An 18,919-nucleotide genomic window follows, 5' to 3' on the forward strand; every position below is an offset into this window, starting at 1 on the left:
GTCAGAGACGCGAACGTCCGCACTCGATCGGGGTCCAGCCCCACGGAGTGCGGACGTCGCGGTGGGTAGGTCAGTTGGCCGTGCGGTCCAGCTCCGGGCGGGCGGCGCCCGTCACCAGGTAGGTCACCCGGCGGGCGACCGAGACGCCGTGGTCGCCGAACCGCTCGTAGTACCGGCCCAGCAGCGTGACGTCGATGGTCTCCTGCGTCGTGCCGGCCCAGGACCCGCCCAGCAGGGCCGCGAACGTGTCCTCGTGCAGCTCGTCGAGGAGGTCGTCGTCCTGCTCGATGCTCTCGGCCAGCTGGATCTCGCGGCTGTTCAGCAGCGTCGTGGTGCGCCGGGCGACGCGGACGGCGGCGTCGTGCATCTCGGCGAACGTGCCGGACAGCGCCTGCGGCACCGCGTGCCGGGGGTACCGGCCGCGGGCCACCTGGGCGACGTGCCGGGCGAGGTCGCCCATGCGCTCCAGCGACGCGCTCATGCGCAGCGCGGAGACGACGATCCGCAGGTCGGTGGCGACGGGCTGCTGCTGTGCGAGCAGCAGGACGCAGCGCTCGTCGAGGTCCCGCTCGATGGCGTCGATGGCCAGGTCGTCGGCGATCACGGACTCCGCGAGCGCGAGGTCGGCCGTGAGCAGCGCGATGCCGGCGTTGGTGATGGCCTGCTCGACCCGGCCGCTCATCGCCGCCAGGTCCTCGCCCAGCTGGTGCAGCTCGGCGTCGAAGATGTCCCGCATGTGCTCCCTCTCGTGCCGCGACGGCAGGTGCCGCGCGCAGCGTCAGGCTGCCATCGGCAGGTGAACAGTCGGGCGCGGGCAGGTGAACGGACGACGGCCGTTCAGGGGGGACGGGGCCGCGGCGACGATCTGCGGCGTTTCGTCCCCATCGTGCCCCGTGAAGCCCTAGCCTGCGAAGAGATCGTCCTGCTGGTCAGAGGGACCAGACCAACCACAGGGGAGATGCACGATGGCACAGAAGGTCACTGCCTGGGTCGGCTGGGTGTGGTTCGCGGCGTTCGCGATCCTCGTCTCAGGACTGTTCAACATCATCTCCGGGGCGGTGGCGGTGTTCTCCCCGAAGACGGTCGTCTCCTGGTCGCCCGACGGCATCGCGGTCGTCGACGTGTCGACGTGGGGGTGGGTGCACCTGGTCCTGGGGGTGCTGCTGCTGTTCGTGGGGTTCGCGCTGTTCTCCGGCGCCGGATGGGCGCGCGTGATCGCGATCGTGCTGGTGATCGTCAACCTCGTCGCGCAGTTCGTCTCGCTGCCGATCACCCCGTGGTGGTCGCTGATCGCCATCGTCCTGGACTTCTTCATCCTGTGGGCCCTGACGGTGCACGGCGATGAGGTCGCGCGGGCCAACCGCTGAGCAGGGTCAGAGAAACAGGGAGGGAATGGCGATGACGACATTCACGGCGTGGAAGTTCGACACGGTCGACGGGGCCCAGAAGGCCGTCCTGGCGCTCAAGGGTGCACAGGGTGACGGTCTGGTCAAGATCGTCGACCACGCGGTCATCAGCTGGCCGGAGGGCGCCGACAAGCCCGAGATGCACCACTCGCACGACGACAAGCTGCGGGGCACCGGCTGGGGGGCGTTCTGGGGCCTGCTGTTCGGCGGCCTGTTCTTCGTGCCGCTCCTCGGGGTCGCCGTGGGTGCGGCCGCCGGCGCGATCACCAAGGCGGTGTCCGCGGTCGGGATCCCGGAGAGCCAGCTCGACGAGATCCGCGCGCAGATCACCGTCGGCACGTCGCTGCTGTGCGCCGTGACGGAGAACGCGGACATGGACCGGCTGGGCGAGCGGCTGCACGGTCTGCACAGCACGCTCATCGCGACGAACCTGACGGACGCCGAGCGGTCGCTCCTGCTGGAGACGTTCGGCTGAGCATGAACGGCCGGTGAACGCTGGCCGACGGACGCGGCCCGAGGGGCGACATCGGCGTGTCGCACCCTCGGGCGCGTCCTAGGGTGAGGCTCGTGGACGGGATCGACGGGCTCATGCTCCTCCTCGCCGGCGGGCTCGGCCTGCTGGTGGGGGTCTGGGCGACCCTGGCGTTCCGGTGGAGCGAACGGTCGCAGCGCGACGTGCCGCCGCAGCCGGCGTCCGCGCTCGACGACGGGCTGGTCCGCACGCTCGCGGTGCTCCGCTCGGCCGCGGTGGTGCTCGACGAGACCGACCACGTGGTGCGGGCGAGCGCGCCGGCCCACGCCCTCGGCATCGTCCGGGACGGTCGGGTCGCCCCGGCGGCGATCCGTGACCTGATCGCGCTGGTCCGGCGGGACGGGGTGATCCGCGACGAGGTGCTCGAGGTGCCGCGCGGCCCGGTCGGCCCGGGCGTGCTGATGGTGCAGGTGCGGGTCGCGCAGGTCAGCTCGGACCACCTCGTGGTGCTGGCGGAGGACCTGACGCAGGCGCGGCGCCTGGAGGCGATCCGGCGCGACTTCGTCGTCAACGTCTCCCACGAGCTCAAGACCCCGGTGGGCGCGCTCGCGCTCCTGGCCGAGACGGTCCAGGACGCCGCCGACGACCCGGAGGCCGTCCGCCGGTTCGCGGGCCGGATGCAGGCGGAGGCGACGCGGCTGTCCGCGCTGGTGCACGAGATCATCGAGCTGTCCCGGCTGCAGGTCGCGGGGGCGCTCGGGCAGGTCGGGCTGGTCGACGTGGACACCGTCCTGTCGGAGGCCGTCGACCGTGCCCGCACGACCGCGGAGGCCAAGCAGGTCCGGCTCGACATCGGCGGGGTGCGCGGCACGCGTGTGCTGGGCCAGCACGACCTGCTGGTCACGGCGGTGCGCAACCTGCTGGACAACGCCGTCGCGTACTCCGGCGACGCGTCGCACGTCGGCGTGGGGGTCCGCACCGACGGCGAGCTAGTCGAGATCGCGGTGGTCGACGAGGGGATCGGCATCACCGCGGCCGAGCAGGAGCGCGTGTTCGAGCGGTTCTACCGCGTGGACCCCGCGCGCTCGCGCGACACCGGGGGCACCGGGCTCGGACTGTCCATCGTCAAGCACGTCGCGGCGGACCACGGCGGTGAGGTGACCGTCTGGTCGCAGCCCGGCCGGGGGTCGACGTTCACGTTGCGTCTGCCGCGCGCGGAGGACGAGCCCGCAGCAGTCGCCGAACCCCAAGGAGCGCACGTGCGCCGGAGCGCGTCATGACCCGGATCCTGCTCGTCGAGGACGAGGAGTCCTACCGCGACCCGCTGACGTACCAGCTGGAGCGCGAGGGCTTCGACGTGGTCACGGCCGCGACCGGCCCGGAGGCGCTCACGAAGTTCGACGAGTTCGGCGCCGACCTGGTGCTCCTCGACCTCATGCTCCCCGGCCTGCCCGGCACCGAGGTGTGCCGCCGCCTGCGGCTGGTCAGCGACGTGCCCGTCATCATGCTCACCGCCAAGGACGACGAGATCGACAAGGTCGTCGGACTGGAGCTGGGCGCCGACGACTACGTCACCAAGCCGTACTCGTCGCGCGAGCTGCTGGCCCGCGTCCGCGCGGTGCTGCGTCGCCGGGAGGCGGTCGTGGTCGCGGCGGGTGCGTCCGCCGCACCCGTCCCCGTGGACGACGACGAGCTCGTCGCCGGACCCGTGCGCATGGACGTCGAGCGGCACACCGTCCGGGTGCGCGACGAGCTGGTCGCGTTCCCCCTCAAGGAGTTCGAGCTGCTCGAGCTGCTGCTGCGCAACGCGGGCCGGGTGCTCACGCGCGGCCAGCTGATCGACCGCATCTGGGGCTCGGACTACGTGGGCGACACCAAGACGCTCGACGTCCACGTCAAGCGCGTCCGCGCCAAGATCGAGGTCGACCCCGCGGACCCGACCCTGCTGCTCACGGTCCGAGGCCTCGGGTACAAGCTCGCCGACGACGGGGAGTAGCCCCGGACGCACGTCCGACTCGACGGCCACCGTTCACCTGCGGTTCACCCGTTGCCGTCCACCCGGTCACGTCGACTTCCTACGGTCAGCATCGCCGCGCACACATCGGTGCGCACCTGATCGACAGGACGGAACACAGTGAAGCTCTCCCTCCACGGCCGGATCGGCGCGATCGCCCTCACCGGCGCCCTCGCCCTCTCCCTCGCGGCCTGCGGATCGGACGACCCCACCGGGTCCGGCGACAGCACGTCCGGCGCCCCCGAGCAGGCCAGCGAGCTCAGCGGTGACCTGAACGGTGCAGGCGCCACGTCGCAGGAGAAGGCGATGGATGCCTGGCGTGCCGGCTTCCAGAGCGCCAACCCCGACGTCAACATCAACTACGACCCCGTCGGCTCCGGCGGCGGTCGCACGCAGTTCCTCGACGGCTCGGTCCAGTTCGCGGGATCCGACTCCGCCCTGAAGCCGGAGGAGCTCGACGCGGCGAAGGAGGTCTGCACCACCGAGGCCGTCGACCTGCCCCTGTACGTCAGCCCGATCGCCGTCGTGTTCAACCTCGAGGGTGTGACCGAGCTCAACATGTCGGCCGCCACGATCGCCGGGATCTTCGACGGCAAGATCACCTCGTGGGACGCACCGGAGATCGCGGCCGACAACCCCGACGCGACGCTGCCGGCCGAGACCATCACGCCCGTGCACCGCTCGGACGAGTCGGGTACCACGGAGAACTTCACCGACTACCTGGCTGCTGCGTCCGAGGGCGCGTGGCCGTACGAGGCCGACGGCAACTGGCCCATCCCCGGTGGGGAGTCCGCCCAGGGCACCTCCGGCGTCATCCAGACGGTCCAGGGCGGCACGGGCACCATCACGTACGCGGACAACTCGGCCGCCGGGACGCTCGGCAAGGTGAGCCTGAAGGTCGGCGAGGAGTTCGTCGCACCGTCCGGTGAGGCCGCCGCCGCAGCCGTGGACGCGTCGCCCCGTGACGAGGAGCGTGCGGAGCACGACATCGTCGTCGAGATCGACCGGCAGACGACGGCCGCAGGCGCCTACCCGCTGGTCCTCGTGTCCTACAGCCTCGCGTGCCTGCAGTACCCCGACCAGGAGACCGCTGACCTGGTCAAGGGCTTCCTGAGCTACATCGCGAGCGCCGAGGGTCAGGCTGCGTCGGAGGAGGCCGCGGGCTCCGCGCCCATCTCGGACACGCTCCGCACCGACGTCCAGGCAGCGATCGACGCGATCACCGCAGCCGCCTGACGTCCGACCCGGTGGGGGCGGGTTCAGCCGCCCCCACCACCCGCCGGTGGCGGGCCCGCCTCGGGGGGAGGACGGGTCCGCCGCCGGCGGTGCACCACCCACCACGAGCTGCAGGAGAGAAGTGACCAGCACCCAGAGTCCACCGACGCCGAGCCCGACGCTCGCGCCGGCGCCCGTGCGGAGGCGCACGCGTGTGGTCGACAAGGGCGCGAGCCGGCTGTTCCGCTGGACGGCCACCGGCGCCGGCGCCCTCATCCTCGTCGTGCTCGTCGCGGTCGCCGCCTTCCTGGTGCTGCGCGCGTGGCCGGCACTGACCACCCCGGCCGCCGAGCTGACCGAGAAGGTCTCGTGGATGGGCGAGGCGACGTCGCTCCTCGACTTCGTGGGGCCGCTGATCTTCGGCACGATCCTGGCCGCGGCTCTCGCCCTGGTCATCGCGACGCCGATCGCGCTGGGGATCGCCCTGTTCACGTCGCACTACGCGCCGCGCCGGCTCGCGTCGGGCCTCGGCTACCTGGTCGACCTGCTGGCCGCGATCCCGTCGGTCGTGTACGGCCTGTGGGGCGGCCTGGTGCTGGCGCCGATGGTCAAGCCGGTCTGGGCGTGGCTCAACGAGTACCTGGGGTTCATCCCGTTCTTCGCGGGCACGGTGTCGCCGACGGCCCGCGTGCTCATGACCGTGGGCATCGTGCTCGCCGTGATGATCCTGCCGATCATCACGGCCGTGAGCCGTGAGGTGTTCCTGCAGACCCCGCGCCTGCACGAGGAGGCGGCCCTCGCGCTCGGCGCGACGCGCTGGGAGATGATCCGGGTCGCGGTCCTGCCGTTCGCGCGCTCGGGGATCGTGTCCGCCGCGATGCTCGGCCTGGGCCGCGCGCTCGGCGAGACGATGGCCGTCCTGATGATCCTGTCGCCAGGATTCCTGTACTCGTTCAAGCTGCTCGAGGCGGGTCAGCAGCAGACGATCGCGGCCAACATCGCCGCACAGTTCCCCGAGGCCAACCCGCTCGGCGTCTCGGCGCTGATCGCGACGGGACTCGCGCTGTTCGTCATCACGCTCGTCGTCAACATGGCCGCCCGCGCGATCGTCGCGCGCCGCAAGGACTTCTCGGGAGCCAACTGATGAGCGCCACGACCCTCCCCGAGGGCAACGCCGAGCTGCGGGCGCTCCTGCGCCAGGTGGACAAGGGCCGGCACCGCAAGGACCGGCTGATGAAGGGGCTGATCTACGCCGCCTTCGTCGTCGCGATGCTGCCGTTGATCTCGGTCTCGTGGACCGTGATCGTCAACGGCATCGAGCGCTTCAACGCCTACTTCCTCACGCACTCGATGCGCGGGGTGTTCGGCGGCATGGACGCGGGGGGCATCTACCACGCCATCATCGGCACCCTGGAGATCACCCTGGCCGCGACGGTCATCTCCGTGCCCATCGGCCTGCTCACGGCCATCTACCTGGTGGAGTACGGCCGCGGCGCGCTCGCACGGGCGGTCACCTTCTTCGTGGACGTGATGACGGGCATCCCGTCGATCGTCGCCGGTCTGTTCGCCTACGCGCTGTTCGCCGTGATCCTCGGACCGGGTGTCCGCATGGGCATCGTCGGCGCGGTGGCGCTGAGCGTGCTGATGATCCCGGTCGTCGTGCGCTCCTGCGAGGAGATGCTCCGGCTGGTGCCCAACGAGCTGCGGGAGGCCGCGCTCGCCCTGGGCGTGCCGCGCTGGCTCGTCGTGATCAAGGTCGTCCTGCGCACCTCGATCGCTGGCATCGGCACCGGCATCACGCTCGCGATCGCCCGCATCATCGGCGAGACCGCACCGCTGCTCATCACGGTCGGCGTCATCGACTCGATCAACTTCAACCTGTTCGAGGGCCGGATGATGACGCTCCCGGTCTACGTCTACCGGCAGTACTCGCAGGGCCTGGTGCCGTGCTCGCCGGACGCCGTCGACTGCATCGCGACCATCAACTACGACCGGGCCTGGGCCGCGGCGCTCACGCTGATCCTCATCGTCATGCTGCTGAACCTCGTCGGCCGCCTGATCACCCGCTTCTTCGCTCCCAAGAACCTCGGCTGAAAGACACCCCCATGGCACAGCGCATCGACGTCAAGGACCTGAACATCTTCTACGGCGAGTTCCGGGCCGTCGCTGACGTGGAGATGGCGGTCGAGCCCCGCTCGGTGACCGCGTTCATCGGCCCGTCGGGCTGCGGGAAGTCGACCTTCCTGCGGACGCTCAACCGCATGCACGAGGTCATCCCTGGCGCGCACGTGCAGGGCAGCGTCGCGATGGACGGCGTGGACCTGTACGGCGCGGACATCGACCCCGTCGCGGTGCGTCGCCAGGTCGGGATGGTGTTCCAGCGCCCCAACCCGTTCCCGACGATGTCGATCGCGGAGAACGTGCTGGCCGGAATCAAGCTGAACAACAAGCGGATCTCCAAGGGCGACGCGCAGGACGTCGTGGAGGCCTCGCTGCGCGGGGCCAACCTCTGGAACGAGGTCAAGGACCGGCTCGACCGGCCGGGTTCGGGGCTCTCGGGCGGCCAGCAGCAGCGCCTGTGCATCGCCCGTGCCATCGCGGTCAAGCCGCAGGTGCTCCTCATGGACGAGCCCTGCTCGGCGCTGGACCCGATCTCGACGCTCGCCATCGAGGACCTCATCGCGGAGCTGAAGTCGGACTACACGATCGTCATCGTCACGCACAACATGCAGCAGGCGGCGCGCGTCTCGGACCGGACGGCGTTCTTCAACCTCGCCGCGACGGGTGAGCCGGGCCGGCTGGTGGAGATCGACGACACGGCGACGATCTTCTCCTCGCCGCGGGTGCAGTCCACGGAGGACTACATCTCGGGCCGCTTCGGCTGAGCCGACCCACGCAGAAGGGGGCCGTCCGACCCGGACGGCCCCCTCCTGTGCGTCGTGCTCAGTCCTCGGCAGGGGCGGTGGGCACCTGCGAGGCGTACTCGGGCAGCGTGCCGTCGAGCACGGGCACCTGCTGCACGGTCGAGCCGTCCTCGGGCGTCGAGATGGTGACGGGCACCAGGCCGCCCGGAGGGGCGTCGACGGCGGGGAACGTCACCTCGGCGTAGCCCTCGCCCTCGGCGTCGGCGACCCCGAGGAGCACCGTCTCCTTCGGGCCCAGCTCGACGGTCGTCTCCTCGTCGCCGATGGCGAGCGTGACGGTGCGGTCCTCGCTGCCGTCGTTGATCAGTCCGCCCTGGAGCGTCCCGGGGTCGCCCTGGGCCGCCACGAGCACGTGGAGGTTGCTGCCGCGCACGTCCCCGAGCGTGAAGCGGACACCGTCGGACGCCGAGTACTCGTCCTCCGTGGTGATCTGGTTGGTCGCGGAGCAGCCGGCGAGCGTGAGCCCGGCGACGGCGACACCGACGACGAGGGCGGCGGCCCGGAGGGTGCGGGGGCGGGGCGAGGTCACGGTGACTCCTCGGGACGTCGGGCGCTGCGGGCGTGGAGACGGTCTCGCCGTCGGGCCCCAGCCTAGCCGCCGCGCACCGGTGCGCCCGGCCTGCCGGACGCCTGACCTGCTTGTCGGGGGATCCGGCTGCGACCCGCCGTTGACCTGCGCAGATGGCCGTAATCACGCGGCAAAAGGCCAAAAACGGCGTGATAAGATACCCCTCTGCGAAAGGGGACACCTGCAGATGACTTTCACTGTTGGGGAGACCGTTGTCTACCCGCACCACGGTGCGGCATTGATCGAAGAGATCAAGACCAGAACCATCCGCGGAGAGGACAAGCTCTACCTCAAGCTCAAGGTCGCTCAGGGAGATCTCACCATCGAGGTCCCGGCTGAGAACGTCGACCTGGTGGGCGTGCGTGACGTGGTGGGTCAGGAAGGTCTCGACAAGGTGTTCGAGGTCCTCCGCGCTCCGTACACCGAAGAGCCGACCAACTGGTCGCGTCGCTACAAGGCGAACCTCGAGAAGCTCGCGTCGGGCGACGTCATCAAGGTGGCGGAGGTCGTGCGCGACCTCTCGCGCCGGGACGCCGACCGTGGCCTGTCGGCGGGCGAGAAGCGCATGCTCGCCAAGGCCCGCCAGATCCTCGTCTCGGAGCTCGCACTCGCCGAGCACACCGAGGAGGAGAAGGCCGAAGCGATCCTCGACGAGGTCCTCGCCTCCTGACGCCACCGACACGGTGAGCGTCGCTGCAGTCCTGACTGCCGCCGGGAGCGGCAGCAGGCTCGGTCATTCCCTCCCGAAGGCACTGGTGCCCCTGGGAGGTCAGTCGCTCGTCGCGCACGCTGCCCGGAACCTGCTGGCAGCGCGTGCGGCGGGCGACGATCGTGTCCGGGTGCTGGTGGTCACGGCACCCGCGTTCCACCTCGATGCCATCGCGCGCGAGCTGGACGGGCTCGACGAGGTCGTGCTGCTGGTCGTGGCAGGCGGCGCGACGCGGCAGGCGTCGGTGGCCGCCGGGCTCGCGGCGCTCGACGCGGACCCGCGCGCCGCGGACGTCGACGTGGTCCTCGTGCACGACGCCGCCCGCCCGCTCGCGCCCGCGTCGCTGGTCGTCCGCGTCATCGAGGCGGTGCGCGACGGGCACCCCGCGGTGGTCCCCGGCCTGCCGGTGACGGACACCATCAAGCGCGTCGCACCACACCGTGGCATCACGGTCGAGCCGGTGCTGGAGACGGTGCCGCGCGCCGAGCTCCGGGCCGTCCAGACCCCGCAGGGGTTCGCCCGTGACCTCCTGGCCAGGGCGCACGCGCACGGCTTCGAGCACGCGCACGACGAGGCGCTGGCCGCCTCCGACGACGCGGGCCTGGTCGAGCGGCTCGGGGAGCCGGTGTGGGTGGTCGCGGGCGACGAGCGCGCCGCGAAGATCACGACCGCGCGGGACCTCGCGGTCGCCGCCCTGCCGACGGAGAGCGACGAGTGAGCACCCTGCCCCGCACGGGGATCGGCGTCGACGTGCACGCCTACGACGCGAACCCCGCACCCGGCGACGTGCTGCACCTGGCCGGCCTCGCGTGGCCGGGGGAGCGGCCGCTCGCGGGCCACTCCGACGCGGACGTCGCCGCGCACGCCGCCGCCGACGCGCTCCTGTCCGCCGCCGGGCTGGGCGACCTCGGGTCGAACTTCGGCACGTCGGAGCCGCAGTGGGCCGGTGCCGCGGGTGCGACGCTGCTCGCCGAGGCGGCGCGCCGGGTGCGCGACGCCGGGTTCACGATCGGGAACGTCGCGGTCCAGGTGATCGGCAACCGCCCGAAGGTCGGTCAGCGGCGCGCGGAGGCGGAGGCGGTGCTCTCGGCGGCCGTCGGAGCACCCGTGAGCGTCTCCGCGACGACGACCGACGGGCTGGGACTCACCGGCCGCGGCGAGGGCGTCGCGGCGATCGCGACCGCGTTGGTCGTGGCCTCGGACTGACGCCGGCGCATGCTGCCCAGCAGCACGCCCGCGAGCACGAGCGCACCCCAGGCCAGCTCGGTCACCGACGTGCGCTCGCGCAGCAGCAGCCACGAGGCGCCGATGCCGACGACGGGCACCAGCATCGAGAACGGTGCCACGGTGCTGGACGGGTGCCGTCCCATGAGGGCGGTCCACAGCCCGGTGCCGACGAGCGTCGCGACGACGACAGTGAAGAGCAGCCCACCCAGCGCGAGCAGCCCCTGGGTGCTGCCGAGCCCCTGGAACGACGCGGCGATCGCCTCGGGACCCTCGACGACCAGGGACAGCGCCAGCAGCGGCAGGGGCGGCACGACGGACATCCACAGCAGCAGCCGGAACGGCTCACCGGGCTGTGCCTGCATGGCACGCCGGTTGCCCAGGTTCCCGACCGCCCAGCCCAGGCCGCCGCACAGGGTCAGCAGGACGGGGACCAGGGTCGCGCCGCCGGCCAGCCCGGCGCGGTGCGCCGCGATGCCCGCCAGCCCGACGACGGCGAGCAGGATGCCGGCGCCCTGCCGCGCGGTGATGCGCTCGCGCAGGAACACCCCCGCCAGCAGCACCGTGAACGGCGCGGAGGACTGCAGGACCAGGGAGGCCAGGCCGGTCGGCATGCCGCTGGACATCGCGAGGTACAGGAACACGAACTGCAGGACGCCGAACCCGAGCCCGTACAGGCCGATCCAGCGCCAGGGTGCGGTGGGCCGGGGGACCAGCAGGATCGTCGGGACGGCGAGGAGCGCGAACCGGAGCGCGACCAGGAAGAACGGCGGGAACTGCTCCAGCGACAGGTGGATCGCCGGGAAGTTCAGGCCCCAGAGCACGGCGACGGCGGCGGCGATCAGGCGGTCGCGGGTGGGCATGGTCCGAGCATGCAGGCTGCGATCGTGCAGCACCATCGAATAGTGATGACGTGACGATGTAGCGTTGCTGCATGGATGCCCGCGCGCTCGAGACGCTCCGGACGGTGGGCACGCAGGGCGGCGTGACCGCCGCGGCCGCCGTCCTCCACCTGACGCCGTCGGCGGTGTCCCAGCAGGTCGCGCTCCTGCAGCGCGAGGTCGGGGTGCCCCTGACGGGGCGCGTCGGTCGAGGTCTGCGCCTGACCCCGGCAGGGGAGGCGCTGGCCGAGGCGGCTGTCGATGTGGCGGTCGCCCTCGAACGGGCGCGAGCCGCGTGCGACGAGTTCCTGGAGCGACCCCAGGGGGTCGTGCGGGTGTCCGCGTTCCAGAGCGGCGCGCAGCTGCTGCTGCCGGCGCTCCTGACGCGCATCGAGGCGATCGAGGGGATCACCCTGGAGTGCACCGACGAGGACGTCGCGCAGGACGACTTCGTGGCGCTGACCGACCGGATGGACGTCGTCGTCGCGCACCGGCCCGACGACGGGCTCGGCTGGGCCGGCGGCCGTGCGGTCCGGGTGGTGCCGCTGCTGCGCGAGCCGCTCGACGTGGCCGTCCCCCACGACCACCCGTTGGCCCGGCGCACCGAGGTCCGCCCGGAGGACCTGCGCGACCTGCCGTGGATCGCGGTGCGGGAGGGGTTCCCCGTCGCGACGGTCCTCGGTGCGGTCGGCGCACGCTCGGGATCGGCGCCCCGGATCGTGCACCGCGTCAACGACTTCCACGTGGTCGAGGCGCTCGTCGAGGCCGGTCACGGGGTGTCGCTGCTGCCCCGGTACACGTTCGGGGGCGGGGCGCGCGTGCGGCTCGTACCCCTCGTCGGCGTCCGGGCCGGGCGGCGGATCGACGCGCTCCTGCGCCGCGACCGCGCCGAGCGCCTGGTGGTCCGCCGGGTCCTCGACGAGCTCCGCGCGCTCGCGGTGGATATCGATACCGCATAGCCCTCCGGCGTGTGCGACCCAGGTCGTCGGCGTGTCCGAAATCTGGGGTAGCGTCCGGTCCTCCAGTCCAGTACCGTCCCGGGCGTGACACAGTCGTCGGACGCCAAGACCGAGAGGCTCCCCATCGTGGGAGCGCTCGCACGCCCCCTCCTGCCTGTCCGCGAGACCGGGGTCCAGGCCGTCCGGATCCGGGTCCGTGTCCCGCTCGACGTGCTCGAGGCGACCAGCGCCGGACTGCGGGAGCTCGACGAGCAGCACCGCCGCGAGATCAGCGAGACGCCCCCGCCGCTGCCCTTCTGAGCGTCGCTCAGGGCACCAGGACGAGCTTCCCCGCCGACCGTCCCGCGATGCCGTCGCGGTGGGCCTCGGCGACGTCCGCGAGGGGATAGGTCCGCGCGACCCGGACGTCCAGCGTGCCGTCGGACGCCAGCTCCGCGAGCTGCGCCCGAGCCGCCTCCCGGACCGCCGTTCCCGGGTCCGCACCGGGCCCGCCCCCCAGGGCCTTGATGCCCAGCTCCCCGGCGCGGCCGAATCCCGCGATCGTCGCGACGCGGCTGCGGTCCGCCACCACGGCGACGGACGCGTCCAGGGCCTCGTCGGTGCCCACGGCGTCGATGGCGACCGTCACGGCGCCCGTGTGGCGGGCGGCCTCGTGCACCCGCTCGAGCAGGCCGTCGCCGTACGCGACCGGGGTCGCCCCCAGGTCACGAAGGTCGTCGTGGTGCCGCGGGGAGGCCGTCGCGATCACCTGCGCGCCGCGCAGGACCGCCAGCTGGACGACCATGCGGCCGACCCCGCCCGAGCCGCCGTGCACGAGCACGACGTCGCCGTCGCGCGTGCCGGTCGCGCTCAGCGTGTGGACCGCCGTGGCCCCCGCGAGCAGCAGCCCGGCGGCCGCCGGCCAGTCGAGGTTCGTCGGCCGCCGGACGGTGACCTGCTCCGAGACGACGATGCGGTCCGCGTAGCCGCCCGACACGCGCCACGCGATGATCTCGTCGCCGGGGGAGAGCCAGCGCACCGACGGTCCGACCGCGCTCACGACCCCGGACACCTCGTACCCGAGCCGCATGGGCAGGTTCGCGGGGTTCGTGCCGTACAGGCCGGCGTAGCCCTTCCAGTCGGTCGGGTTGACCCCCGCGGCCCGGACCTCGACGAGGACGTTGCCGGGACCGGGGTCGCCGGGGTCGACGTCGACGAGGCGAAGGACTTCGGGACCGCCGTACGCGCTCGCGACGACGGCCCTGCTGGTGAGGGCCACCGGCACACTCTGCACCTGACCAGGGCCCCAGGGCCAGAGCCAGGCTGCCGCGAGCCCGGCGATCACCCCGTCGGGTGAGCGTCACGCCAGCGGCAGCCACACCCGCATCGTCGACGGTCCCCGGTTCGCCCAGTCGTGGTACGCGATCAGCGGTGCCTCGGTGCGGGGCTGGTCGGGGTGCGCCGGCGGGGAGCCGTAGGGCCACAGGTCGTCGGCCGGTGCGTCGGTGACCAGGGTGGCCAGCACCTGACCGTCGACCTCGCGGAGCCCCGCGTCCAGGTCCAGGCGCACCACGGACACGTCGGTGCCGCCGAGGTCGACCGACTCCAGGGCCAGCACCTCCGGACCGCGCTCGACCACGACGCACCCGCGGACCGCGTCGATGCGCGGGTCGGGGCTCGACACCCGGGGCTGCATCGGCAGGCGCAGCTCGACGACGTCGCCCGCGGTGAACCGCCGGTGCACCGAGACGGTGCCGGGCGTGGCCGGCTGCACGCCCTCGGGGGTGCGCAGCTCCGCGCCGTCGGCCCACGAGGGGACCCGCAGCGTGAGCGTCCACGGGCGGTCCTCGGTCGTCGCCACGCTCACGCGGACCACCCCGTCGGTCGGGTAGGCCGTCTCGACGTCGAGCTCGACGCGGCGCCCGTCGGACAGGGTCGTGCGGATCCGGGTCGGCGCGTACTGGTGGAGCTGCAGCCCGTCGTCGTCGGTGGTCGCCACGTACGCCGCCAGGCTGGCCAGCGTGCGGGCGACGTTCGGCGGGCAGCACGACACGGCGAACCAGGGGGCCCGCAGCGACGACGAGGCCCGGGGGCTCGCGACGTCCGTCGGCGGGACGGTCCCGGGCACCCGCTGGTGCAGCGTGTTCGTGTAGTAGAACGCGGTGCCCTCGTGGGATGGCGACGTGGCGACGACGTTGAAGAGCGTGCGCTCCACCAGGTCCGCGTACCGGGGCAGGCCCTGGGCCAGCAGGAGGCGCCACGAGAACATGACCGACCCGATGCCGGCGCACGTCTCGGAGTACGCGCGGTCCGCGGGCAGGACGAAGTCGTGGCCGAACGCCTCGCCCTCGTGCTGGGAGCCCTGGCCGCCGGTGACGTAGGTGCGGCGCGCGACCGTGTTCTCCCACTGGGTGGTCAGCGCGTCGAGCAGGTCGGTGTCGTCGGTCTCCACGGCGACGTCGACGGCGCCGGCGGCCAGGTAGTTGGCGCGCACGGCGTGCCCGCGCAGGACCGTCGCCTCCCGCACGGGGACGTCGTCCTGGTAGTACGCCCGGCCGAGCTCGATGTCGGCGAGGGTCCCGGTGCCGCGGCGCTCGACGAACAGCGCGGCCTGGTCGAGGTAGCGGCGCTCCCCGGTGAGACGGCCCAGCTCCGCGAGCGCGGGTTCGATCTCCGCGTGCCCGCAGACCGACGCGATGCCGTCCGGGCCGAACGCCTCGACCACGTGGTCGGCGGCACGGCGGGCGATCGCGAGCAGGCCGTCGTCGGCGTCGGGACGCGTCCGTGCCCGGGCCACCGCGGCCTGGAACAGGTGGCCGAAGCAGTACAGCTCGTGGCCCCACTCGAGGTCGGAGTACCGCGGGCGCTGCCCGGGACGGCCGAAGTTGGTGTTCAGGTAGCCGTCAGCGCCCTGCGCGGCCGCGACACGACGCACGAGCGCACGGAATCGGGCGTCGAGGGCGTCGTCGTCCGTGCGGCCGATCTCCCACGCCATGGCCTCGAGCAGCTTGTAGACCTCCGAGTCGGAGAACTCGCGGCCCCCGCGGTCGAGGTCGGACAGGGTGCCCGCCGCCGCGGTGTCGAAGTTCGGGATCCAGCCCTCGCGCTCCATCCAGTGCTCGATGTGCGCGAGGCTCGCGGAGCCGTTGACGGCCTGCCGCTGCGCCCAGAAGCCGCCGGTGATCCGCACGTCGGCGAGCCCGAGCGGGCGCAACCTGCCGTGCGACGGGGCGACCGGGGTGGCGGAGGTCGTGGTCGTGGTGGTCATCGTCATCCCTTGAGCGCACCCGACATGAAGCCGCGCACGTAGTGTCGTTGGAGCAGGAGGAAGAGCACGATGCAGGGCAGCGCCAGCACGACGACGCCCGCCTCGGTGGCGCCGTAGTCGACGACGCCCTGCACCTGGCCGCGCAGGTTCGACACCGCGAGCGGGAGCGTCATCTTGTTCGAGTCGTTGATGAGGATCAGCGGGGCGAAGAAGTCGTTCCAGGCCGCGAGGAACGCGAACAGCCCCACCGTGATCAGGCCCGGCCGGACCGCCGGCAGCAGCACCCGCCACAGGGCGGAGAACGACGAGCAGCCGTCGACCATCGCGGCCTCGTCGAGCTCCCGCGGGACCGACTCGAACGAGATCCGCATCATGAACGTCGAGAACGGCAGCTGGAACATCGTGAGCACCAGGGCCACGCCGACGAGCGAGTTCTGCAGGCCGATCGTGTTGAGCAGGACGTAGAGCGGGATCAGCAGGGTCGCGTACGGGACCATGAGGATCGCGAGCGTGAGCAGGAACAGCGCGTTGCGGCCGGGGAACCGGAACCGCGCGAACGCGTACCCGCCGAGCGTCGAGATGAGCAGGGTCAGCACCACGCACAGCCCGGAGACGAACACCGAGTTGAACAGGTACTGCCAGATGCCCGCCTGGTAGTTCGCGAGCGTGCGGTAGTTGCCGAAGCCCCAGCCGTCCACCTGGCCCGTGCCGGGGTGCGGTGACACGGAGGCCACCGACGTCCAGACCAGCGGGAAGAGGAAGATCACGGCGAGCGCGCCGGAGAAGACCCAGAACGGGGTGCGCAGGGCGAGGCCGGCGATCGTCGTGGGCGGCGCGGACTTCTTCACAGGTGCCAGGGGAAGCTCGGCATCGGGATGGTTTCGGACTGTCGCGATCGTCATCGTCGGCCCCTCAGCTCTCGTCCGAGCCGCGGAAGGCGCGGAGCTGGACGACGTTGATGACCACGAGCGCGGCCAGGACCATCACCGACAGCGCCGCGGCGACGCCCAGGTCGTTCTGCCCCTGGAACGCGACCGAGTAGATGAGCTGGACCACGGTGATGGTGCTGTTGTCCGGCCCGCCCTTGGTCAGGATGTAGAACTGCTCGAACGCCAGCAGCGACCCCGTGACGCACAGGATCGTGGTCAGCGCGAGGGTGGGCTTGAGCAGCGGGATCGTGATCTTGGTGAAGGTGTGCCACCGGTTGGCTCCGTCCATGCGGGCCGCCTCGTAGATGTCCCCCGGGATCGACTGGAGGCCGACGAGCATGAGCAGCATGTAGAAGCCCGCGTACCGCCACACGATGAGGAACAGGGTCGAGGCGAGTGCCGCGTCGGGCGAGCCGAGGAAGCTCCAGCCCATGCGCTCCATGAAGGGCGCCAGCGGTCCGGCCAGCGGGGAGTACAGCACGTAGAAGAGCAGCGACGCCGACGCGAGGCCCAGGGCGCTCGGCACCAGGAACGACGTACGCAGCAGCCCCTTCCAGCGCGACGACTCCTGCACCATCAGCGCCAGGCCGAGGCCGAGGGCGATCAGCAGGATCGTCGCCAGGATCGTGTACTTCAGCGTGAACACGACCGAGTCGACGAAGAACCGGTTGTCGACCGCGGCGGTGAAGTTGTCGGGGAAGTTGATCCCCTGGTCACCCGACAGCAGCGGCCACTTCGACGCGCTCATCCGGAACACGAGGGCCAGCGGCACCACGAACAGGACGAGGACGAACAGGGCGGTCGGCGACGCGTAGGCCCAGCCGCGCAGACGGTGGCCGTTGCTGCGTCTGCGGGGTGGTGCGGGAGTGGCCGTCTGGACGGTCATGGGGTGCCTCTCGTGCGGTGTTCCAGGGCGGGAGGTGGGGTGCCGCGGCGAGCCGTGCCCTGCTCGCTGCGGCACCCCCCCCGTGACATCGGGCTACTGCCCGAGGACCGCCGTGATCTCGTCGTTGTCCGCGTCGACGTTCGCGCCGTCACCGAGGACCGCGTCGCGCACCAGGGTCAGCCACGGGCTGCTCGGTGCGTTGAACGCCTGCTGGAAGTTCAGCGCGACGGGGGTGTCACCCTGGCCGGCGACCTCGTTGATGGTCACCAGGCGGGGGTCCTTGGCGGCGTACTCGTTGTCCGCCAGGTCGGCGCGCGAGACGACGTCGTTGTTCTTGGCCAGCACCTCGACCTGCGCGTCCTCGGACATCATCCAGGACAGGAAGTTCCAGGCCTGGGCCGCGTTCTCGGAGTCCTTGGAGACGCCGATGCCGTCGCCGCCGACGAACGTCGACGCGCCGCCCTCCGGGCCGGGGATGCCGGACACGCCGACGTCGAAGCCCGTGGTCGACGACAGCAGCGTCGCCGGGTAGAACATCAGGCCGACCTTGCCCTCGGTGAAGCCGGCGGTCCACGTCGGACCGGCCTCGTCCTCGGACGACGGGAGCACCGCGCCGGAGTCCCACAGGTCCTTCCAGGTGGAGTAGATCTCCTTGGCGGTGTCGCTGTTGAGCAGCGACTCGGTGCCGTCCTCGCTCATGACCTCCTCGCCGTCGGCCCAGACCGACGGGAACCAGGTGAAGACCAGGCAGCCGCCGCAGTTCAGGCCGGTCGCGGTGCCGTAGGTGTCGGGCTTGTTCAGCGCCTGGACCGCCTTCGCGGCCTCGGCGTACTCGGCCATGTTCGCCGGTGCCTTCTCCGGGTCGAGCCCGGCCTCGGCGAACAGGTCCTTGTTCCAGAACAGCATCGACAGGTCCAGCACGAACGGCAGGACGTGCTCCTTGCCGTCGGCGGTGCCGGCCGCGAGGTGGCCCTTGTTGATCTCGTCCTTGAAGCTCAGGCCGTCGATCTGCTCGGTCAGGTCCTGGAACAGGCCCTGCTGCACCCAGTTGGGCACGTAGACGATGTCGGCGGCGAACAGGTCGGGCAGGCCGTCGGAGCCGGCGGCGGCGCCGACCTTGGCGACGTAGTCGTCGTTGGGCACGACGGTCAGCTCGACCTGGTTCTCGTGGCTCTCGTTGTAGGCCTCGACCAGCAGCTTGGCCTGCTTCTCCAGCGGTGCGCGGGTCCACAGCGTGAGCGTGGTGCCGTCGTCCGTCCCGTCCGGGCCGGCGCTGACGGCGGCATCGGCACCGTCGTCGCCGCCGTCGTCTGCACTGCTGCACGCCGCCAGTCCGACCAGCAAGCCGGCCGTCACGATCCCGGCGGCCAGGCGGGTGCCTGCCGACCGGGTGCGGGTGATCCTCATGGGCGTCTCCTCGTGCTCTTCGTCGAGCGGGTGCCGTCGTCGGCACCCCGGGGTTCATGGCGCGAAACCCTTTGTCGG

General features: G+C 71.8%; 20 protein-coding genes and 1 pseudogene. 13 read left to right on the plus strand and 8 right to left on the minus strand.

Annotated features, from left to right (window positions below; all coding sequences use genetic code 11):
- Window positions 1–70 precede the first annotated feature (70 nt).
- Window positions 71–736: a phosphate signaling complex protein PhoU gene (phoU, locus tag ASF78_RS12395; RefSeq protein WP_056589559.1), complete on the minus strand. Its 666-nt coding sequence runs from the start codon at window positions 734–736 to the stop codon at window positions 71–73.
- Between the two features lie 229 nt (window positions 737–965).
- Between phoU and ASF78_RS12400 the strand changes: the two genes are divergently transcribed.
- The 8 genes from ASF78_RS12400 (at window position 966) to pstB (ending at window position 7,992) form a co-directional block, all read left to right on the plus strand.
- Window positions 966–1,367: a hypothetical protein gene (locus ASF78_RS12400; protein WP_056589563.1), complete on the plus strand. Its 402-nt coding sequence runs from the start codon at window positions 966–968 to the stop codon at window positions 1,365–1,367.
- Window positions 1,368–1,398: 31 nt separating this feature from the next.
- Window positions 1,399–1,881: a DUF1269 domain-containing protein gene (locus tag ASF78_RS12405; protein WP_056590838.1), complete on the plus strand. Its 483-nt coding sequence runs from the start codon at window positions 1,399–1,401 to the stop codon at window positions 1,879–1,881.
- Window positions 1,882–1,973: 92 nt separating this feature from the next.
- Window positions 1,974–3,158 carry a cell wall metabolism sensor histidine kinase WalK gene (locus tag ASF78_RS12410; protein WP_056589566.1) on the plus strand — a complete coding sequence of 395 codons (1,185 nt, stop codon included), beginning with the start codon at window positions 1,974–1,976 and terminating at the stop codon, window positions 3,156–3,158.
- Entirely contained in the window at window positions 3,155–3,874 is a 720-nt protein-coding gene (locus tag ASF78_RS12415; protein ID WP_056589569.1) for a response regulator transcription factor, read from the plus strand. Before ASF78_RS12410 ends, ASF78_RS12415 begins: the two co-directional genes overlap by 4 nt.
- A 138-nt stretch (window positions 3,875–4,012) precedes the next feature.
- Window positions 4,013–5,128 (plus strand): phosphate ABC transporter substrate-binding protein PstS, encoded by a 1,116-nt coding sequence (gene pstS, locus ASF78_RS12420; RefSeq protein ID WP_056589572.1) that lies wholly within the window; start codon window positions 4,013–4,015, stop codon window positions 5,126–5,128.
- A gap of 121 nt (window positions 5,129–5,249) precedes the next feature.
- Complete coding sequence (pstC, locus tag ASF78_RS12425) at window positions 5,250–6,251, plus strand: phosphate ABC transporter permease subunit PstC (protein ID WP_056589576.1); 1,002 nt, start codon at window positions 5,250–5,252, stop codon at window positions 6,249–6,251.
- Window positions 6,251–7,201, plus strand: coding sequence for a phosphate ABC transporter permease PstA (pstA, locus tag ASF78_RS12430; protein WP_056589578.1), 951 nt, complete (start codon window positions 6,251–6,253; stop codon window positions 7,199–7,201). Before pstC ends, pstA begins: the two co-directional genes overlap by 1 nt.
- Before the next feature lie 11 nt (window positions 7,202–7,212).
- Window positions 7,213–7,992, plus strand: coding sequence for a phosphate ABC transporter ATP-binding protein PstB (gene pstB, locus ASF78_RS12435; RefSeq protein WP_056589581.1), 780 nt, complete (start codon window positions 7,213–7,215; stop codon window positions 7,990–7,992).
- 58 nt (window positions 7,993–8,050) lie between these two features.
- On the opposite strand, the gene ASF78_RS12440 is transcribed toward pstB, so the two are convergent.
- The gene (locus ASF78_RS12440; protein ID WP_056589584.1) at window positions 8,051–8,560 is read right to left on the minus strand and encodes a hypothetical protein; all 510 of its coding nucleotides are present in this window, start codon (window positions 8,558–8,560) and stop codon (window positions 8,051–8,053) included.
- 226 nt (window positions 8,561–8,786) lie between these two features.
- On the opposite strand from ASF78_RS12440, the gene ASF78_RS12445 reads away from it, so the two are divergent.
- Genes ASF78_RS12445 through ispF form a run of 3 tightly spaced genes read left to right on the plus strand, consistent with a single transcriptional unit; the run spans window position 8,787 to window position 10,514 of the window.
- Entirely contained in the window at window positions 8,787–9,269 is a 483-nt protein-coding gene (locus ASF78_RS12445; protein WP_055916922.1) for a CarD family transcriptional regulator, read from the plus strand.
- A 13-nt stretch (window positions 9,270–9,282) separates the two neighbouring features.
- Window positions 9,283–10,026 (plus strand): 2-C-methyl-D-erythritol 4-phosphate cytidylyltransferase, encoded by a 744-nt coding sequence (ispD, locus tag ASF78_RS12450; RefSeq protein ID WP_056589587.1) that lies wholly within the window; start codon window positions 9,283–9,285, stop codon window positions 10,024–10,026.
- Window positions 10,023–10,514 (plus strand): 2-C-methyl-D-erythritol 2,4-cyclodiphosphate synthase, encoded by a 492-nt coding sequence (gene ispF, locus ASF78_RS22000; RefSeq protein WP_082495019.1) that lies wholly within the window; start codon window positions 10,023–10,025, stop codon window positions 10,512–10,514. The genes ispD and ispF overlap by 4 nt, the downstream gene beginning before the upstream one ends.
- A gap of 29 nt (window positions 10,515–10,543) precedes the next feature.
- Here the strand turns inward: ispF and ASF78_RS12455 are convergent.
- Window positions 10,544–11,431, minus strand: a pseudogene (locus tag ASF78_RS12455) (EamA family transporter); the annotation flags it as partial.
- A 35-nt stretch (window positions 11,432–11,466) separates the two neighbouring features.
- Here ASF78_RS12455 and ASF78_RS12460 point away from each other — a divergent pair.
- Both ASF78_RS12460 and ASF78_RS12465 read left to right on the plus strand, forming a co-directional pair.
- Window positions 11,467–12,372 (plus strand): LysR family transcriptional regulator, encoded by a 906-nt coding sequence (locus tag ASF78_RS12460; protein WP_056589590.1) that lies wholly within the window; start codon window positions 11,467–11,469, stop codon window positions 12,370–12,372.
- Window positions 12,373–12,456: 84 nt separating this feature from the next.
- Complete coding sequence (locus ASF78_RS12465; protein ID WP_056589593.1) at window positions 12,457–12,672, plus strand: hypothetical protein; 216 nt, start codon at window positions 12,457–12,459, stop codon at window positions 12,670–12,672.
- Window positions 12,673–12,679: 7 nt separating this feature from the next.
- Here the strand turns inward: ASF78_RS12465 and ASF78_RS12470 are convergent, their stop codons facing one another.
- The 5 genes from ASF78_RS12470 to ASF78_RS12490 form a co-directional block, all read right to left on the minus strand.
- On the minus strand, window positions 12,680–13,630 hold the full coding sequence (locus ASF78_RS12470) for an NADP-dependent oxidoreductase (protein ID WP_056590844.1): 951 nt from the start codon (window positions 13,628–13,630) through the stop codon (window positions 12,680–12,682).
- A gap of 81 nt (window positions 13,631–13,711) precedes the next feature.
- A complete protein-coding gene (locus ASF78_RS12475; RefSeq protein ID WP_056589596.1) occupies window positions 13,712–15,625 on the minus strand; it encodes a glycoside hydrolase family 127 protein in 1,914 nt (637 codons plus the stop codon).
- Window positions 15,622–16,521: a carbohydrate ABC transporter permease gene (locus tag ASF78_RS12480; RefSeq protein WP_082495020.1), complete on the minus strand. Its 900-nt coding sequence runs from the start codon at window positions 16,519–16,521 to the stop codon at window positions 15,622–15,624. Before ASF78_RS12480 ends, ASF78_RS12475 begins: the two co-directional genes overlap by 4 nt.
- Before the next feature lie 10 nt (window positions 16,522–16,531).
- A complete protein-coding gene (locus ASF78_RS12485) occupies window positions 16,532–17,434 on the minus strand; it encodes a carbohydrate ABC transporter permease (protein ID WP_056589599.1) in 903 nt (300 codons plus the stop codon).
- Window positions 17,435–17,527: 93 nt separating this feature from the next.
- A complete protein-coding gene (locus ASF78_RS12490) occupies window positions 17,528–18,841 on the minus strand; it encodes a sugar ABC transporter substrate-binding protein (protein ID WP_056589602.1) in 1,314 nt (437 codons plus the stop codon).
- Window positions 18,842–18,919 lie beyond the last annotated feature (78 nt).

This window comes from Cellulomonas sp. Leaf334 (genome assembly GCF_001424195.1).
In the GTDB taxonomy this organism is placed as follows: Bacteria; Actinomycetota; Actinomycetes; order Actinomycetales; family Cellulomonadaceae; genus Cellulomonas.

Bases quoted from the DNA above. Each gene is read 5' to 3' on its own strand.
- ASF78_RS12490 (WP_056589602.1), bottom strand. From the start codon at position 18,841: ATGAGGATCACCCGCACCCGGTCGGCAGGCACCCGCCTGGCCGCCGGG.
- ASF78_RS12400 (WP_056589563.1), top strand. From the start codon at position 966: ATGGCACAGAAGGTCACTGCCTGGGTCGGCTGGGTGTGGTTCGCGGCG.
- ASF78_RS12460 (WP_056589590.1), top strand. From the start codon at position 11,467: ATGGATGCCCGCGCGCTCGAGACGCTCCGGACGGTGGGCACGCAGGGC.
- ASF78_RS12405 (WP_056590838.1), top strand. From the start codon at position 1,399: ATGACGACATTCACGGCGTGGAAGTTCGACACGGTCGACGGGGCCCAG.
- pstB (WP_056589581.1), top strand. From the start codon at position 7,213: ATGGCACAGCGCATCGACGTCAAGGACCTGAACATCTTCTACGGCGAG.
- ASF78_RS12480 (WP_082495020.1), bottom strand. From the start codon at position 16,521: ATGACGATCGCGACAGTCCGAAACCATCCCGATGCCGAGCTTCCCCTG.
- ASF78_RS12485 (WP_056589599.1), bottom strand. From the start codon at position 17,434: ATGACCGTCCAGACGGCCACTCCCGCACCACCCCGCAGACGCAGCAAC.
- ASF78_RS12475 (WP_056589596.1), bottom strand. From the start codon at position 15,625: ATGACGATGACCACCACGACCACGACCTCCGCCACCCCGGTCGCCCCG.
- pstA (WP_056589578.1), top strand. From the start codon at position 6,251: ATGAGCGCCACGACCCTCCCCGAGGGCAACGCCGAGCTGCGGGCGCTC.
- phoU (WP_056589559.1), bottom strand. From the start codon at position 736: ATGCGGGACATCTTCGACGCCGAGCTGCACCAGCTGGGCGAGGACCTG.
- ASF78_RS12415 (WP_056589569.1), top strand. From the start codon at position 3,155: ATGACCCGGATCCTGCTCGTCGAGGACGAGGAGTCCTACCGCGACCCG.
- ASF78_RS12445 (WP_055916922.1), top strand. From the start codon at position 8,787: ATGACTTTCACTGTTGGGGAGACCGTTGTCTACCCGCACCACGGTGCG.